The sequence below is a fragment of the Cupriavidus sp. CP313 genome, from assembly GCF_054072015.1.
Genome location: NZ_JBSVZB010000021.1, coordinates 94,759 through 109,300, shown reverse-complemented (window position 1 = coordinate 109,300; position 14,542 = coordinate 94,759). Strand labels below are relative to the sequence as shown.

Here is a 14,542-nt window from a genome sequence, read left to right as displayed (position 1 = left end):
CTGCTTCCCTAAGTATTCGTAGTCGCCAGCACTTCTTCGAGTGACGTGACGCCCTGCTTCACCTTCAGCAGCCCCGCTTCGCGCAACGATAGCACGCCGTCCTTGCGCGCCTGTTCGGCGATCTGCAGTGCCGTGCCATGCGTCAGGATGATCTCCTGTATGGCCTCTGTGATCGGCATGACCTGGTAGATGCCGCAGCGGCCCTTGTAGCCGGTGCCATTGCAGCGCTCGCAGCCAACCGGGTGGTAGGGCTGCCAGCTGCCGTCCAGGTCTTGTTCGCGGAAGCCCGCCTCCAGCAGCGCCTCGCGCGGGATCTCGCCCTCGCCCTCGCGCTTGCAGGTGCACAGCCGCCGCGCCAGCCGCTGCGCGGTGATCATCAGCACGCTCGACGCAATATTGAAGGCCGCCACGCCCATGTTCATCAACCGCGTCAGCGTGGTCGGCGCATCGTTGGTGTGCAGCGTCGACAACACCAGGTGGCCGGTCTGCGCGGCCTTGATCGAGATGTCGGCGGTTTCCAGGTCGCGGATTTCGCCGACCATGATGATGTCCGGATCCTGCCGCAGGAACGAACGCAGGGCCGCGGCAAAGGTCAGGCCCGCCTTGTCGTTGACGTTGACCTGGTTGATGCCGGGCAGCTGGATTTCGGCCGGGTCTTCCGCGGTGGAGATATTGATGTCGCCCTGGTTCAGCAGGTTCAGGAAGGTGTACAGCGACACCGTCTTGCCGCTGCCGGTGGGGCCGGTCACCAGCACCATGCCATAGGGGCGCTTGATCACGTCCAGCAGCAGCGCCTTCTGCTCGGGCTCATAGCCGAGCTGGTCGATGTCGAGCTTGTCGGACGAAGATTCCAGGATCCGCATCACGATCTTCTCGCCGAACAGCGTCGGCAGCGTCGACACGCGGAAATCCACTGCCCGCTCGACCGTCTCCTTGGCGTCCTTGTCCTTGGGCAGGGCAATCAGCAGCTTCATGCGGCCGTCCTGCGGCACGCGCTTTTCAGAAATATCCAGGCGCGACAGCACCTTGATGCGGGTGGCGACCTTGTCGCGGATATCCAGCGGCGGGCGTGCAACCTCCTGCAGCACCCCGTCCACGCGGAAGCGGATGCGGTAGAAGGTCTCGAACGGTTCGAAGTGCAGGTCGGACGCGCCGCGATGGAAGGCCTCGGTCAGCAGCTTCTGCAGGAAGCGCACCACCGGGGCGTCGTCGATATTGTCGGCGGTGGTGCGGTTGCGCTGGTTGCCGGCCGCGGCCACCGGATCGTATTCGATCATCTTGCGCTCGGCCTGCACCGGCGAGATGTTCTTCAGCGTGCCCAGGGCCTCGCCGGCGGAGCGCACGTGCTTCATCAGCTTGTCGTGCTCGACCACCACCGCTTCGACCGGCAGCTTGTACTTTTCCTTGATCGCATCCAGCCCGGCCTGGTTGGACGGGTCGGACATCGCCAGCACCAGCCGGTTCTCGCGCCGGCCCAGCGGCAGCAGCCGGTGCGCGTGGAATTCACGGTTGCCGGCCAGCGCCGGCGGCACCTTGGTCAGGTTGTACTGGGCCAGGTCCAGCAGCGGCAGCTGGTACTTGTCCGCGGCAAACAGCGCCAGGTCGTGCGCGCTCATGGTGCCGCTGCCGACGATCTCGTCGATCAGCTGCGACTGCTTTTCACGCGCGGCCTGCTCCAGCTGAGCAAGCAGGGCGGGCGCGATACGCCGGCTCTGGGCCAGGGCAAGACCGAGTGTCATGGCAGGTGCGCTGTGCGGTGCGGTTAGGCTGTGGCGGATGCCACGCAGGCGGGGGCGGACGGACCCACGTCCCCGGATCGGGGCAGTTTGCCGCCGGGGTCACTTTTTGTAAAGCCGAGGCGGGCGCGGTGTTGGCGTTTGCGCGACACGGGCGCAACCCTACTTGCGCGGGGAAGAAGGGGCGTTTCAGGCAGCTTCCTTGCGCGCGGGGTGGTGTCCTTTTGAGAGGAATCCCTGTCCCCGCCCATGTTTCCATTGGCCTTTTCACAACGGAAGACGCCACGTCATTTTGATCTGATATAGAATCAAAGATGCGTGTATAAAATTGCATGAAGCCAATTTACAAGAAGCCCTTCGTGCAGTTCGTCAAGAAGGCACACAAGCCGTTGCAACTGGCGATCGAGGATGAAGTGGAGGTGGTTTGCGCAGATCCTGGCGTTGGGGAAGCCAAGGTTGGCGATCTGGCCGGGATCCGGGTCCACAAATTCAAGTTCAACCGGCAGGAATACCTGATCGCCTACCGGCCGCCGCGACCCGGGAAGCAGGCAGCAGGCGTGGATCTCGAATTACTGTGGATCGACTTTTACAAGGTGGGCTCGCATGAGAACTTCTACGACGAGCTCAAGCAGTACCTGAGGGCAGAGAGAAAGGGATGACCATCATGACCGCAGAAGACCTGATGAAGGCCGTCAGCAAGATGCCCGCGCAGGAGCGCGTCAAGTTCTTCACGCTGGTGGGCGAGCAGGCTTTCAAGGACGAGAACTTCTCGCACGAGGAAGTCTTTGGCCACCTCGCTGAAGCAGACTTCACCGCCGCGGAGGCGGCCGAATACCTCGAAGTTTCAATTGCCACCTTCCGGCGGCTGGTGCGCGACGGCAAGCTGGCGCCCCATGCGGAAGTGGGGCGTAGCCAGCTGTTTTCCGCGGCCGACCTGAAGTCATTCAAGCGTCAGCGCAAGGCGATCAAGGGATGAGTTGCCGGAGAGCGGGAGGGGGCAGAAAGACAAAAGGCCGAACCAACTGACGTTGATTCGGCCCTTTAAATCTGGTCGGGGTGAGAGGATTCGAACCTCCGGCCTCTACGTCCCGAACGTAGCGCTCTACCAGGCTAAGCTACACCCCGATTTGGTTTGCTGGCAAACGTTTGACCGTCAGCAGCAAAGAAAGTAAGTTTAGCAGTGTTTTTTGGGGAATGGAAGAGGGCGAGGAAAATCGCCGTTCAGCCCGCTTCCGCGGCCTTCCCCGCAGTTGCGTCAGGACTGACGTTGCAATGAAAACGCGCAGAGCTGGATCAGGGTTTCCTTCAGTGCTGACGGCGGGAACTGCCGTGCCGCTTGTTCGGCGGCTTCAGCCTCGCGCCGTGCGGCTTCGAAGGTGACGTCCAGCGCGCCGCTGGCGTGGATGGCCGCGAACACGGCGTCGAAGTGCTCGGTCCCGCCCTGGACGATGGCGTCGCGCGCCAGCTGGCGTTGCTCGGCGGTGCCGTGCTCGAGCAGGTGCAGCAGCGGCAGGGTGGGTTTGCCTTCGCGCAGATCGTCGCCGGCATTCTTGCCCATCTGCTCCGCGCTGGCGGTGTAGTCGAGCATGTCGTCGATCAGCTGGAACGCGGTGCCGATGCGGCGGCCATACTCTGCCGCGGCTTCTTCCATCTGGGCGTCGGCGCCGGCCAGCACGGCGCCGAGCTGGGCCGCGGCCTCGAACAGCTTGGCGGTCTTGTAGCGGATCACCTGCAGGTAGCGCTCGACGGTGACGTCGGGGTCGTGCATGTTCAGCAGCTGCAGGACCTCGCCCTCGGCGATCACGTTGGTCGCGTTGGACAGGATCTCCATGATGCGCATGCTGCCGGCATCGACCATCATCTGGAACGCGCGCGAATAGAGGAAGTCGCCCACCAGCACGCTGGCGGCGTTGCCGAACACGGCATTGGCGGTATCGCGCCCGCGCCGCAGCTCGGACTCGTCGACCACGTCGTCGTGCAGCAGGGTGGCGGTGTGGATGAACTCCACGACGGCGGCCAGCTCATGGTGGCGATTGCCGTCGTAGCCCATCGCGCGCGCAGTCAGCAGCAGGATCACCGGGCGCAGGCGCTTGCCGCCGGCACCGATGATGTATTCGCCGATCTGCTCGATCAGGGGGACTTCAGAAGACAGCCGCTGACGGATAACAGCATCGACCGCGCGCATGTCTGCAGCGACCGGGGCAAGCAAGGCAGTGGCGGAAGGCTGGGACAAGATGATCACCGTTACGCAAAACCGGACGATTATATGCGATGCGCGTGGCGTTCTACGTATGGCGCGCTTCTAAAGATTCGCGCTCAGGGTATGCGCTCAGGGTGTTCGCAAGGCGCGCATCTATAATGCAGCCATGAACAAGTCCGTTCCTCGCCGCCACCTGCGCCGCACCGCCCTTTGGGTGGCGTTTGCGGCACTGGCGGGATTCCTGCTCGCCGACCTGACCTGAGCCAGGGCGCGGTTCCATTGTGGCGATGCCGCCGCACACAGGCTATGTGCCTGTTTTCTTTGCGCTTTTCCCGGATCTCGTTTACAATTCCCGGTTTCCTCCGGTGGTTACGCTCGCTTTGCGGGTTCTGGCCGGCGGGAAATAACCGGGCCGCATTGAGCCCATCCAAGCGCCAGGCCGTGCAGTTGACCGGCCGCGCAGGGTGCGCCAGTGCCGGCATACGGCGTTTTATTCACATCCGAGAGGTTCGACAATGTACGCGGTCGTAAAAACCGGCGGCAAGCAATACAAGGTTGCTGCTGGCGAAAAACTTAAAGTAGAACAGATACCGGCAGACATTGGCGCAGAAATCACGCTCGACCAGGTGCTCGCAGTGGGCGCCGGCGACCAAATCAAGTTTGGTACGCCGCTGGTTAGCGGGGCTTCCGTCAAAGCTACCGTTATCTCCCAAGGTCGTCACGACAAAGTGAAGATCTTCAAGATGCGCCGTCGCAAGCACTACCAGAAGCGTCAGGGCCATCGTCAGAATTACACCGAACTGCGCATCGAAGCGATCGTTGCCTGATCGATCGAGCGTAACCAGGTAAAGCGACAGGAGTAAGACATGGCACAGAAAAAAGGCGGCGGTTCCACGCGGAACGGCCGTGATTCCGAATCGAAGCGTCTGGGCGTGAAGGTGTTTGGTGGCCAGGCCATCAACGCCGGCGGCATCATCATCCGCCAACGCGGTACCCGCGTGCATGCCGGCGACAACGTCGGCGTGGGCAAGGACCACACGCTGTTTGCCCTGGTGGACGGCCACGTGCAGTTCGCCGTCAAGGGCCCTGCCAAGAAGCAGCAAGTCAGCGTCGTTCCGGCGGCCTGATAACAGCCTTTGCAGGATGAAGGCCCCGCAACGCTTGCGGGGCCTTTTCTTTTCTGGCGACAATGTCAGTTCGCCAGCTCGGTTGGTGGCTTTTAGCCGCTGATCCGCCGATCCATCACGGAAACCCATCATCATGAAGTTCATAGACGAAGCCCGAATCGAAGCCATCGCCGGCAACGGCGGCAATGGCAGCGCCTCGTTCCGGCGCGAGAAGTTTGTGCCCTTCGGCGGCCCGGATGGTGGCGATGGCGGCCGCGGCGGCAGCGTGTTCGCCGTGGCGGACCGCAATATCAATACGCTGATCGACTTCCGCTACGCCAGGAAGCACGTGGCCCGCAACGGCGAGAACGGCCGCGGCTCCGACTGCTATGGTGCGGCGGGTGAGGACATCACGCTGCGCATGCCGGTGGGCACGCTGATCACCGATATGGACACCGGCGAAGTCATCGCCGACCTGACCGAGCACGGCCAGCGCGTGTGCCTGGCCGAAGGCGGCATGGGCGGCTGGGGCAACCTGCATTTCAAGTCCAGTACCAACCGCGCGCCGCGCCAGCAGGTGGACGGCAAGCCGGGCGAGCGCCGCATGCTCAAGCTCGAGCTCAAGGTGCTGGCCGACGTCGGCCTGCTGGGCATGCCCAACGCCGGCAAGTCGACATTTATCTCGCATATCTCCAACGCGCGCCCGAAGGTGGCGGACTATCCGTTCACCACGCTGCACCCGAACCTGGGCGTGGTGCGCGTGGACCATGAGCAATCGTTCGTGGTCGCCGACATTCCCGGCCTGATCGAAGGCGCCGCCGAAGGCGCGGGCCTGGGTCACCAGTTCCTGCGTCACCTGCAGCGCACCGGCCTGCTGCTGCATATCGTCGACCTGGCACCGTTCGACGAGGCAGTCGACCCGGTGGCCGAGGCCAAGGCCATCGTCAACGAACTGAAGAAGTACGACGACACCCTGTACGACAAGCCGCGCTGGCTGGTGCTGAACAAGCTCGACGTGGTCCCCGAGGAAGAACGCGCCACCCGCGTGAAGGACTTCCTCAAGCGCTACAAGTGGAAGGGCCCGGTGTTCCAGATTTCGGCGCTGACCGGCGAAGGCTGCCGTGAGCTGATCTACGCGATCAAGGACCACCTGCTGGCGATCAAGGCCGCAGAGGCCGCGGCGCTGGCCGAGCCGGACATCCGCCTGGACGAGCGGCTGCACAACGTCGACCAGGGGCAGGGCGAGGCATAACAAGGGCCAATGGTCTGCTCCCCTCGCTCGCTTGCGGGAGAGGGGAACGCAATGGGGCGGCGCAGGCCCCGGTGTAAAACGAGTTCCTAAAGACAGGATTCCCGTCATGCAATCGGTCATCGCGCAGGCAAAGCGCATCGTCGTCAAAGTCGGCTCCAGCCTGGTCACCAACGACGGCAAGGGGCTGGATCACGACGCCATCGCCCGCTGGGCGGCCCAGATCGCCAAGCTGCGCGTGGCCGGCAAGGAAGTGGTGCTGGTCAGCTCCGGCGCCATCGCCGAAGGCATGCAGCGCCTGGGCTGGGTGCGCCGCCCGAAGGAAATCCATGAGCTGCAGGCCGCCGCCGCCGTCGGCCAGATGGGCCTGGCGCAGGTCTATGAAAGCCAGTTCGGCCGCTACGGCATCCGCACCGCGCAGGTGCTGCTGACCCACGCCGACCTGGCCGACCGCGAACGCTACCTCAACGCCCGCTCGACCCTGCTCACGCTGCTGTCCCTGGGCGTGGTGCCGATCATCAACGAGAACGACACCGTGGTCACCGACGAAATCAAGTTCGGCGACAACGACACGCTGGGCGCGCTGGTGACCAACCTGATTGAAGGCGATGCGCTGGTGATCCTGACCGACCAGCGCGGCCTGTACACCGCCGATCCGCGCAAGGACCCGGCCGCGCAGTTCGTGGACGAGGCCCTGGCCGGCACCCCCGAGCTGGAAGCGATGGCCGGCGGCGCCGGCACGTCGATCGGGCGCGGCGGCATGCTGACCAAGATCCTGGCGGCCAAGCGCGCGGCCAAGTCCGGCGCCCACACCACCATCGCCTCCGGGCGCGAGGCTCACGTGCTGGAGCGCCTGGCTGCGGGCGAGGCCATCGGCACCCAGCTGCTGGCGCCGACCGGGCGGCTCACGGCGCGCAAGCAATGGATGGCCGACCACCTGCAACTGCGCGGCCGGGTCGTGATCGACAACGGCGCGGTCGAGAAGCTCACCAGCGGCGGCAAGTCGCTGCTGCCGATCGGCGTGACGGAAGTGCAGGGCGAGTTCGCCCGTGGCGAGGTGATCGCGTGCGTCGACGCGCAGGGCAAGGAGGTGGCGCGCGGCATCACCAACTATTCCAGCGCCGAGGCGCGGCTGATCGCGCGCAAGCCCTCGTCCGAGATCGAGTCCGTGCTGGGGCACCTGAACGAGCCCGAACTGATCCATCGCGACAACCTGGTGCTGGTCTGACGCAGCGAGCCCGGCCGAGAAGCCAGGCGCAAAAGAAAACGGCGGGACTGCCTGGCAGCCCCGCCGTTTTAGCTTCAGGATGCAGCGCGCTTCAGCGCTTGCGCGGCGCGCGTGATTGCAGGTCGCGCACCATGGCGTCGGCGGTGCCGGCGACGGTACGGCCCTCGCAGAAGAAATCGATCGCCAGCGTGGCGGCGTAGGCATTGCGCACGCCAGTCTCCATGCGGTGCCAGGTCTCGCCGTAGTCGCTGCTGTTGGGCACCCATTCCGTCGCGCCCTTGGGCAGCGTGGCGTAGAGCTTGCGCTCGAACGCATCGCAGCGCAGGCCTTCGAAGGTCACGTTGCGCGCGCCGCTCTGGCTGGAGGTGACGACCGTGTAGCGCACCACGTTGTCCTTGCCGACCGAGACCGACTTGGCGTCCACCGCGAACGACAGCGAGCCGGTGCCCGCCACCGAGAACGGGATCAGGTTGGCGTCCTGCGGCGGTGCCGGCAGCATGGCCTTGGCCTCTTCAAAGGTCTTGGGCGCGAACGGGTTGAGCCAGGTGCTTTCTTCCTCCGCCATCTCCTTGCCGGTGGTCTTGCAGCCGGCCAGCGCAAGGCTGGCCGCGGCAATCAGCATTCCGGCAGCGGTCAGGCCGCCGCGGCGGCCCAGGCCGGTGAAACTAGTCATCAGTGCTCCGTGAGGTGGAAACCGGCGTTGCCGGTGAATCGTGCTCGGTCGCGTGCTCGGCCTCGGCATTGCAGTCGGCGTCGGCCTGCTGCGCCTGCTGGGCGCGGCTGAGCGCCTGGCTGCGCGGTCCGCCGTGTCGGCCATGCATGCCGTGGGGGCCGTGCGTCCCGTGTGTGCCATAGGGACTCAGCGGCACACGCGCGTGCCGGTTCAGGAAGCGTGACAACTCCGTCAGCGCCAACTGGTAGACATCGCGCTTGAACTCGATCACCGCCTCCAGCGGCACCCAGTAATGACTCCAACGCCAGGCGTCGAACTCAGGGTGCTCGGTGGCACGCAGATGGATATCACAGTCCCTGCCGGCCATGCGCAGCAGGAACCAGATTTGTTTCTGGCCCTTGTAGTGGCCGCGGATCTCGCGGCGGATGAACTTGTCCGGCACCTCGTAACGCAGCCAGTCGCGCGTGCGACCGACGATCCTGACGTGCTCCGGAAGCAGGCCGATTTCCTCATGCAGTTCGCGGTACATGGCCTGTTCAGGCGTTTCGCCGTACTTGATGCCACCTTGCGGGAACTGCCAGGAGTGTTCGCCGATTCGCTTGCCCCAGAAAACCTCGTTTCGTGCGTTGAGGAGGATGATGCCGACGTTCGGGCGAAAGCCTTCACGATCGAGCATGACTGCACCTCGAATCCTTTAGAATTACGCTGATTATAAAGGAAGCGCGCAGCCGGGCCCGGACCGGGGGATGCTGGTTTTCCCCGAGCGGAAGGGCAGTTTCAGGCGCGTGCACACAATTCAGTGCCGCCGGCCCCCGGATTTTGCCGGGACGGATTTTTCCGAACCCGGCGGCCCAGAGAGAAATTACGGATGAAAGCCTCGCAATTCTTCATTTCCACCCTCAAGGAAGCGCCCGCCGACGCGGAAATCGTTTCGCACAAGCTGATGATGCGCGCCGGCATGATCAAGAAGCTGGGCGCCGGCATCTATAACTACATGCCGATCGGGCTGCGCGTGATCCGCAAGGTGGAGAACATCGTCCGCGAGGAAATGAACCGCGCCGGCGCGGTGGAGCTGTCCATGCCGGTGATCCAGCCGGCCGAGCTGTGGCAGGAAACCGGCCGCTGGGACAAGATGGGCCCCGAGCTGCTGCGCCTGAAGGACCGCCATGAGCGCGACTTCGCGGTCCAGCCGACCTCGGAAGAGGTGGTGACCGACATCGCCCGCTCGGAAATCCGCAGCTACAAGCAGCTGCCGGTCAATTTCTACCAGATCCAGACCAAGTTCCGCGACGAGCGCCGGCCGCGCTTCGGCATCATGCGCGGGCGCGAGTTCACCATGAAGGATGCCTATTCCTTCGACCGCGACACGGACGGCCTGCGCAAGTCGTACCAGAACATGTACGACGCCTACGTGCGCATCTTCCGCCGCTTTGGCCTGGAATTCCGCGCCGTGGCGGCCGACAACGGCGCCATCGGCGGTTCTGGCTCGCATGAGTTCCATGTGATCGCCGACACCGGCGAAGACGCCATCGTCTACTGCCCGACCTCGGATTACGCCGCCAACATGGAGGCCGCCGAGGCGCTGCCCCTGCTGGCCGAGCGTGCCGCGCCCACGGAAGACCTGGTCAAGACCTTCACCCCGGAAAAGGCCAAGTGCGAGCAAGTGGCCGAATTCCTGAACATCCCGCTGCAGCGCACCGTCAAGTCGATCGTGCTGGCCAAGGACACCGAGGCCGGCGCCGAGATCTGGCTGCTGCTGATCCGCGGCGACCATGAACTGAACGAGGTCAAGGCGTCCAAGGTGCCGGGCCTGGCCGACTTCCGCTTTGCCACCGAGAACGAGATCGTCGACGCCTTCGGCTCGCCGCCGGGCTACCTGGGCCCGATCGCCATGAAGAAGCCGGTCAACGTGGTGGCCGACCGCACCGTCGCCAACATGAGCGACTTCGTCTGCGGCGCCAACTACCGCGACTACCACTACACCGGCGTCAACTGGGGCCGCGACCTGCCCGAGCCGGTCGTGGCCGACCTGCGCAACGTGGTGGCCGGCGACGCCTCGCCGGACGGCCAGGGCACGCTGGAAATCTGCCGCGGCATCGAGGTGGGCCACGTGTTCATGCTCGGCACGCGCTATTCCGAGTCCATGAACGCCACCTTCCTGGACGAGAACGGCAAGACCCAGCCGATGCAGATGGGCTGCTACGGCATCGGCGTCACCCGCATCCTGGGTGCGGCGATCGAGCAGAACTTCGATGAGCGCGGCATCATCTGGCCGGCCGCGATCGCGCCGTTCGCAGTGGTGATCTGCCCGGTGGGCTATGACCGCTCCGAAGCCGTCAAGGCCGAGGCCGACCGCATCCATGCCGAGCTGCTGGCCGCCGGCGTGGACGTCATCCTGGACGACCGCGGCGAGCGCCCGGGCGTGATGTTTGCCGACTGGGAGCTGATCGGCGTGCCGAACCGCGTGGTGGTGGGCGACCGCGGCCTGAAGGAAGGCAAGGTCGAGTACCAGGGCCGGCGCGACGCGCAGGCCACCGCCGTCAGCGTGGCCGACGTGGTCGGCCACGTGCGCAGCCAGCTGGCGAACTGAGCCCCATGCGCGCCGCCCGCGGCATGACCGACGCCGCCCGCCGCTGCGCGGGCGGGCTGCTGCTGGCCCTGGCGGCCATGGCAGCCCACGCCGGCGCGCAAAAGGAAGAGGACCTGGCCGATTCCGTGCGCGGCGCGCTGGCCGCCGCCATCGCCGATGACCGGTCCACGCGGCCGGTATTTGCATCCGGCGGCGAGCGCCTGGCCTACCTGAAATGGCTGGGCGAGATGTCTGCCCGCCTGGCCTCGCGCATCCCCGAGCCGCAGGTGCGCGTGGAACTGATCGAGGTGGCCTACTACGAGGCCAAGCGCGCCGGGCTGGAGCCCGCGCTGGTGCTGGGCCTGGTCCAGGTCGAGAGCAACTTCCGCAAGTACGCGATCAGCTCGGCCGGTGCGCGCGGGCTGATGCAGGTGATGCCGTTCTGGGTGCGCGCCATCGGCGACAGCGACCCGCGCAAGCTCTTTCACCTGCAGAGCAACCTGCGTTACGGCTGCACCATCCTGCGCTATTACCTGGACCGCGAGCAGGGCGACCTGTACCTGGCGCTGGGCCGTTACAACGGCAGCCGCGGCCGCCCCGAATACCCGAACGCGGTGCTGGCGGCGTGGAAGCGCTGGCAGTATTCCGAAGCCACGGTCACCGTGGCCGGCGATCCCGAGATCGCGCCGTCGCGCCCGCGCGCACCGGTGTCTGAGCCGCCTGCCCGCAACCCGTTCTCGTCGCAACGCGTCGCCGCCAATCCGTCATGATCCGCGAAGCATCCGTTGCCGGCGGCAAGACCGGCTACACCGAATCCTCGCCCGAACTTGAACAATGGCTGGCCCGGCATATCGCCCAGGGCTTTGCCGCCGATGCGCTGGTGCTGTCGATGCTGCGCTCGGGCTATGACGACGCTTTTGCGCGCCGGGCCGTGGCCGCGGCATTTGCACAAGACGCCGATGGTGCCGCGCCGGCCAGGCCTGCGCGGGCCCGCCCTGCCGCCGCCGCCGGCACGCCCGCGGTCTACGCGGCCGATGGCGGCGACCGCCAGGTTCCGATCTTGTTCCGGCTGGCGTCGCCGCAGATCCAGCTGTTCCAGCAACTGCTGACCGACGACGAGTGCGATGCCCTGGTGGCGCTGTCGCGCGGCCGCCTGGCGCGCTCGCCGGTGGTCAACCCGGACACCGGCGACGAGAACCTGATCGACGCCCGCACCAGCATGGGCGCGATGTTCCAGGTGGCCGAGCACGCCCTGATCGCGCGCATCGAGGCGCGCATCGCCGCCGTCACCGGCGTGCCCGCCGAGCACGGCGAAGGCCTGCAGATCCTCAACTACAAGCCCGGCGGCGAGTACCAGCCGCACTTCGACTACTTCAACCCGCAGCGCCCGGGCGAGGCGCGGCAGCTGTCCGTCGGCGGGCAGCGCATCGCCACCCTGGTGATCTACCTGAACACGCCCGAGGCGGGTGGCGCCACCGCGTTCCCGCGCGTGGGGCTGGAGGTGGCGCCGGTCAAGGGCAACGCGGTGTACTTCAGCTACCTGCTGCCCGACGGCAAGCTGGATGAACGAACGCTGCACGCCGGCCTGCCGGTGGCATCCGGCGAAAAGTGGATCGCCACCAAATGGCTGCGCGAACGCCCGTACCGCAGCGAGGGTTGAGCCACCCCATGGCCGCGCCTGCCGCCACCTGCTGGTGGGCCGATCCCGCGCTGCCGTTTGCCGAAAGCCGGCGCGCCAGCCACAGCAGCGCCAGCTACCTGCCGCATACCCATCCCACCCTGTCAGTCGGCGCCGTCGACAGCGGCACCAGCCGCTTTGCCTGTGGCGCCGATGCGGCGCTGATCGGGCCAGGCGCGGTGGTGCTGATCCCGGCGGGCCAGGTGCATGCCTGCAATCCGGTGCCGGACGGGCGCTGGAGCTACCAGATGCTGCATTTCGATCCGGCGTGGGTCGCCGCCGTGCTGGATGAGGACGGCACGGCACGGACCGCGCTGCCGGCGTGCGTGACGGCGTCGCCGCCGGTCTACGGGCTGGTCTGCGGGCTGAACCGCGCGCTGTTCTCGGCTGCGGACAGCGTCGAGAAAGAGGCCGCGCTGGTCGCCTTCATCGGCGACCTGCATACCGCCATCGATACCGGCGCGGCCACGCAGACTATGCCTGCGCCCGCTGCCGTCTCCGCACGGGTGTCGCAGCTGTGCGAGCTGCTGCGCGCACGCCATGCCGAACGGCTGCCGCTGGCCGAACTGGCGCACGCCTGCGGCCTGAGCCGCTACCACCTGATCCGTGCCTTCCGCGCCGAGACCGGCATGACGCCGCACGCCTACCAGCTCGACCTTCGCATCCAGCACGGGCGCCGCCTGCTGCGGCAGGGCGCGGCGCTGGCCGAGGTGGCGCTGTTGCTGGGCTTTGCCGATCAGAGCCACTTCCAGCGCGCGTTCAAGCAGCGCGTGGCCATAACGCCGCGCGGCTACCAGCGCGTTGCCTGACCGGCCTGCCACCACAGCAACTTTCTTCAAGACCGCTCGCCTCCCCGCGCACGACACTGCTGGCTCTTCACGGAGGGTCGGCATGGACATGGCTTTCGATCTCGGCGCGCGCGCGCTGCCCTGGCAGCAGTTCGCCATGGTGGCTGGCGCGCATGCGCTGGCGCTGCTCAGCCCGGGGCCGGATTTTTTCCTGGTGGTGCGCAGCGCGCTGGTGCACGGGCCGCGGCGCGCCAGCGGCGTATGCCTGGGCATCGCGCTCGGCAATGGCGTATTTATCGGCCTGGCGCTGGCCGGGTTTGCCGCGACGCGCGACCATCCGCTGCTGTTCGCGGCATTGCAGTGGGCGGGCTGCGCCTACCTTGCATGGCTGGGCTGGCGGCTGCTGCGCGCCAGCGGCGAGCTGGCCATTCCCGCGGCGGAGGGCGCCACGCGCGCCGCGCCCGCACCGTGGCTCACCCAGCTGGCCAGCGGGTTCCTTTCCGCCGTCCTGAATCCCAAGAACGGGCTGTTCTATGCCAGCCTGTTCTCGGTGCTGGCTGCCAGCCGCACCCCGCCCGCGGTGCAGCTCGCCTACGGCGTATGGATGTTTGCCGTGGTGCTGGGCTGGGACCTGCTGCTCGCGTATGGCATCGGGCATCCGGCGGTGGCGGCGCGCTTCGGGCGCTCGGTGCGGTGGGTGGAGCGGCTGACCGGCGCCGTCCTGTGGCTGCTGGCACTGGCCGTGGCCTGGCACGCTGCCCGCTGAGCGTCACGGCGGCTCCGGCGCGGCGCCGTGGCGCAATACGCGCCGCAGGGCCTCATCGTCCAGCCGCTGCATGCCGTGCATCCAGCTGCCGAGCAGCGTCAGCAACTCCAGCAGCGTATCGATGCGCGCCAGCAGGTGGGGGTCGTCCTCAGCCGCGCCGGCTTCCTGCCGCAGCGCGCGCAGGGCCCGCAGCGCCGGGTCGATCTCGCGGCGCTTGCGCTCGGCGGCCAGGGTGCGGAAGCTGACCCACACATCGGCGGGCACGCGCAGGTATTCGCGCCGGTCGCGCGGGACATCGGCCTGGGAAGGGTGGGTCAGGTTCCAGGAGTCCAGTTCCCTTAACCCCACGCTGATATTGGAGCGCGAGCGGCTCAGCGCCTGCGCGATCTCGTCGGCATTCAGCGGCCGCGGGGCGATATAGAGCAGGCTCAGGATCTGGCTGGCGGTGCGGGACAAGCCCCACTGGCTGCCCAGGTCGCCAAGGTGCGCAATCAGAAGTTGGGCAAGCGGTGACAGGTGCATGGTGTGGTGGTGGGGGTCGCTTCGCCG

The 14,542-nt window shown here is 66.4% G+C and carries 16 protein-coding genes and 1 tRNA gene; 11 read left to right on the top strand and 6 right to left on the bottom strand.

Annotated features, from left to right (window positions below):
* Positions 1-8 precede the first annotated feature (8 nt).
* Entirely contained in the window at positions 9-1,739 is a 1,731-nt protein-coding gene (gene pilB, locus ACW4E8_RS25925; RefSeq protein WP_456807134.1) for a type IV-A pilus assembly ATPase PilB, read from the bottom strand.
* A 329-nt stretch (positions 1,740-2,068) separates the two neighbouring features.
* On the opposite strand from pilB, the gene ACW4E8_RS25920 reads away from it, so the two are divergent.
* Together ACW4E8_RS25920 and ACW4E8_RS25915 are read left to right on the top strand one after the other, a co-directional pair.
* The gene (locus ACW4E8_RS25920; protein WP_456807133.1) at positions 2,069-2,395 is read left to right on the top strand and encodes a type II toxin-antitoxin system RelE/ParE family toxin; all 327 of its coding nucleotides are present in this window, start codon (positions 2,069-2,071) and stop codon (positions 2,393-2,395) included.
* Positions 2,392-2,712 (top strand): helix-turn-helix domain-containing protein, encoded by a 321-nt coding sequence (locus tag ACW4E8_RS25915; RefSeq protein WP_456807132.1) that lies wholly within the window; start codon positions 2,392-2,394, stop codon positions 2,710-2,712. Before ACW4E8_RS25920 ends, ACW4E8_RS25915 begins: the two co-directional genes overlap by 4 nt.
* Positions 2,713-2,784: 72 nt before the next feature.
* Here the strand turns inward: ACW4E8_RS25915 and ACW4E8_RS25910 are convergent.
* A tRNA-Pro gene (locus ACW4E8_RS25910) sits at positions 2,785-2,861 on the bottom strand.
* Positions 2,862-2,991: 130 nt separating this feature from the next.
* Complete coding sequence (gene ispB / locus ACW4E8_RS25905) at positions 2,992-3,921, bottom strand: octaprenyl diphosphate synthase (RefSeq protein WP_456807175.1); 930 nt, start codon at positions 3,919-3,921, stop codon at positions 2,992-2,994.
* Between the two features lie 530 nt (positions 3,922-4,451).
* On the opposite strand from ispB, the gene rplU reads away from it, so the two are divergent.
* From rplU to proB, 4 genes are all read left to right on the top strand, one after another.
* Positions 4,452-4,763, top strand: a complete 312-nt coding sequence (gene rplU, locus ACW4E8_RS25900) for a 50S ribosomal protein L21 (RefSeq protein WP_006576525.1) — start codon at positions 4,452-4,454, stop codon at positions 4,761-4,763.
* Positions 4,764-4,802: 39 nt separating this feature from the next.
* Positions 4,803-5,063 (top strand): 50S ribosomal protein L27, encoded by a 261-nt coding sequence (rpmA, locus tag ACW4E8_RS25895; protein ID WP_010814747.1) that lies wholly within the window; start codon positions 4,803-4,805, stop codon positions 5,061-5,063.
* Between the two features lie 133 nt (positions 5,064-5,196).
* A complete protein-coding gene (gene obgE, locus ACW4E8_RS25890; protein ID WP_456807131.1) occupies positions 5,197-6,294 on the top strand; it encodes a GTPase ObgE in 1,098 nt (365 codons plus the stop codon).
* 106 nt (positions 6,295-6,400) lie between these two features.
* Positions 6,401-7,519, top strand: a complete 1,119-nt coding sequence (gene proB / locus ACW4E8_RS25885) for a glutamate 5-kinase (protein WP_456807130.1) — start codon at positions 6,401-6,403, stop codon at positions 7,517-7,519.
* 91 nt (positions 7,520-7,610) lie between these two features.
* Here proB and ACW4E8_RS25880 read toward each other — a convergent pair whose 3' ends face one another.
* Together ACW4E8_RS25880 and ACW4E8_RS25875 are read right to left on the bottom strand one after the other, a co-directional pair.
* The gene (locus ACW4E8_RS25880; RefSeq protein WP_456807129.1) at positions 7,611-8,192 is read right to left on the bottom strand and encodes a CNP1-like family protein; all 582 of its coding nucleotides are present in this window, start codon (positions 8,190-8,192) and stop codon (positions 7,611-7,613) included.
* Positions 8,185-8,868 carry an RNA pyrophosphohydrolase gene (locus ACW4E8_RS25875; protein ID WP_013958052.1) on the bottom strand — a complete coding sequence of 228 codons (684 nt, stop codon included), beginning with the start codon at positions 8,866-8,868 and terminating at the stop codon, positions 8,185-8,187. The genes ACW4E8_RS25880 and ACW4E8_RS25875 overlap by 8 nt, the downstream gene beginning before the upstream one ends.
* A 192-nt stretch (positions 8,869-9,060) precedes the next feature.
* Here ACW4E8_RS25875 and ACW4E8_RS25870 point away from each other — a divergent pair, with 192 nt between their 5' ends.
* The 5 genes from ACW4E8_RS25870 (at position 9,061) to ACW4E8_RS25850 (ending at position 13,993) form a co-directional block, all read left to right on the top strand.
* A complete protein-coding gene (locus tag ACW4E8_RS25870) occupies positions 9,061-10,782 on the top strand; it encodes a proline--tRNA ligase (RefSeq protein ID WP_456807128.1) in 1,722 nt (573 codons plus the stop codon).
* A gap of 5 nt (positions 10,783-10,787) precedes the next feature.
* A complete protein-coding gene (locus ACW4E8_RS25865) occupies positions 10,788-11,531 on the top strand; it encodes a lytic transglycosylase domain-containing protein (RefSeq protein WP_456807127.1) in 744 nt (247 codons plus the stop codon).
* Positions 11,528-12,421 carry a 2OG-Fe(II) oxygenase gene (locus ACW4E8_RS25860; protein WP_456807126.1) on the top strand — a complete coding sequence of 298 codons (894 nt, stop codon included), beginning with the start codon at positions 11,528-11,530 and terminating at the stop codon, positions 12,419-12,421. The genes ACW4E8_RS25865 and ACW4E8_RS25860 overlap by 4 nt, the downstream gene beginning before the upstream one ends.
* A gap of 8 nt (positions 12,422-12,429) precedes the next feature.
* Complete coding sequence (locus ACW4E8_RS25855; RefSeq protein WP_456807125.1) at positions 12,430-13,248, top strand: AraC family transcriptional regulator; 819 nt, start codon at positions 12,430-12,432, stop codon at positions 13,246-13,248.
* A gap of 82 nt (positions 13,249-13,330) precedes the next feature.
* Positions 13,331-13,993, top strand: coding sequence for a LysE family translocator (locus ACW4E8_RS25850; RefSeq protein ID WP_456807124.1), 663 nt, complete (start codon positions 13,331-13,333; stop codon positions 13,991-13,993).
* A 3-nt stretch (positions 13,994-13,996) separates the two neighbouring features.
* Here the strand turns inward: ACW4E8_RS25850 and ACW4E8_RS25845 are convergent, their stop codons facing one another.
* Positions 13,997-14,515 carry a GbsR/MarR family transcriptional regulator gene (locus ACW4E8_RS25845; protein ID WP_456807123.1) on the bottom strand — a complete coding sequence of 173 codons (519 nt, stop codon included), beginning with the start codon at positions 14,513-14,515 and terminating at the stop codon, positions 13,997-13,999.
* Between the last annotated feature and the right edge of the window lie 27 nt (positions 14,516-14,542).

Bases quoted from the DNA above. Each gene is read 5' to 3' on its own strand.
- ACW4E8_RS25850 (WP_456807124.1), top strand. From the start codon at position 13,331: ATGGACATGGCTTTCGATCTCGGCGCGCGCGCGCTGCCCTGGCAGCAG.
- rplU (WP_006576525.1), top strand. From the start codon at position 4,452: ATGTACGCGGTCGTAAAAACCGGCGGCAAGCAATACAAGGTTGCTGCT.
- ACW4E8_RS25860 (WP_456807126.1), top strand. From the start codon at position 11,528: ATGATCCGCGAAGCATCCGTTGCCGGCGGCAAGACCGGCTACACCGAA.
- ACW4E8_RS25845 (WP_456807123.1), bottom strand. From the start codon at position 14,515: ATGCACCTGTCACCGCTTGCCCAACTTCTGATTGCGCACCTTGGCGAC.
- ACW4E8_RS25920 (WP_456807133.1), top strand. From the start codon at position 2,069: ATGAAGCCAATTTACAAGAAGCCCTTCGTGCAGTTCGTCAAGAAGGCA.
- ACW4E8_RS25855 (WP_456807125.1), top strand. From the start codon at position 12,430: ATGGCCGCGCCTGCCGCCACCTGCTGGTGGGCCGATCCCGCGCTGCCG.
- ispB (WP_456807175.1), bottom strand. From the start codon at position 3,921: ATGCGCGCGGTCGATGCTGTTATCCGTCAGCGGCTGTCTTCTGAAGTC.
- obgE (WP_456807131.1), top strand. From the start codon at position 5,197: ATGAAGTTCATAGACGAAGCCCGAATCGAAGCCATCGCCGGCAACGGC.
- proB (WP_456807130.1), top strand. From the start codon at position 6,401: ATGCAATCGGTCATCGCGCAGGCAAAGCGCATCGTCGTCAAAGTCGGC.
- pilB (WP_456807134.1), bottom strand. From the start codon at position 1,739: ATGACACTCGGTCTTGCCCTGGCCCAGAGCCGGCGTATCGCGCCCGCC.
- ACW4E8_RS25865 (WP_456807127.1), top strand. From the start codon at position 10,788: ATGCGCGCCGCCCGCGGCATGACCGACGCCGCCCGCCGCTGCGCGGGC.
- rpmA (WP_010814747.1), top strand. From the start codon at position 4,803: ATGGCACAGAAAAAAGGCGGCGGTTCCACGCGGAACGGCCGTGATTCC.
- ACW4E8_RS25915 (WP_456807132.1), top strand. From the start codon at position 2,392: ATGACCATCATGACCGCAGAAGACCTGATGAAGGCCGTCAGCAAGATG.
- ACW4E8_RS25870 (WP_456807128.1), top strand. From the start codon at position 9,061: ATGAAAGCCTCGCAATTCTTCATTTCCACCCTCAAGGAAGCGCCCGCC.
- ACW4E8_RS25875 (WP_013958052.1), bottom strand. From the start codon at position 8,868: ATGCTCGATCGTGAAGGCTTTCGCCCGAACGTCGGCATCATCCTCCTC.
- ACW4E8_RS25880 (WP_456807129.1), bottom strand. From the start codon at position 8,192: ATGACTAGTTTCACCGGCCTGGGCCGCCGCGGCGGCCTGACCGCTGCC.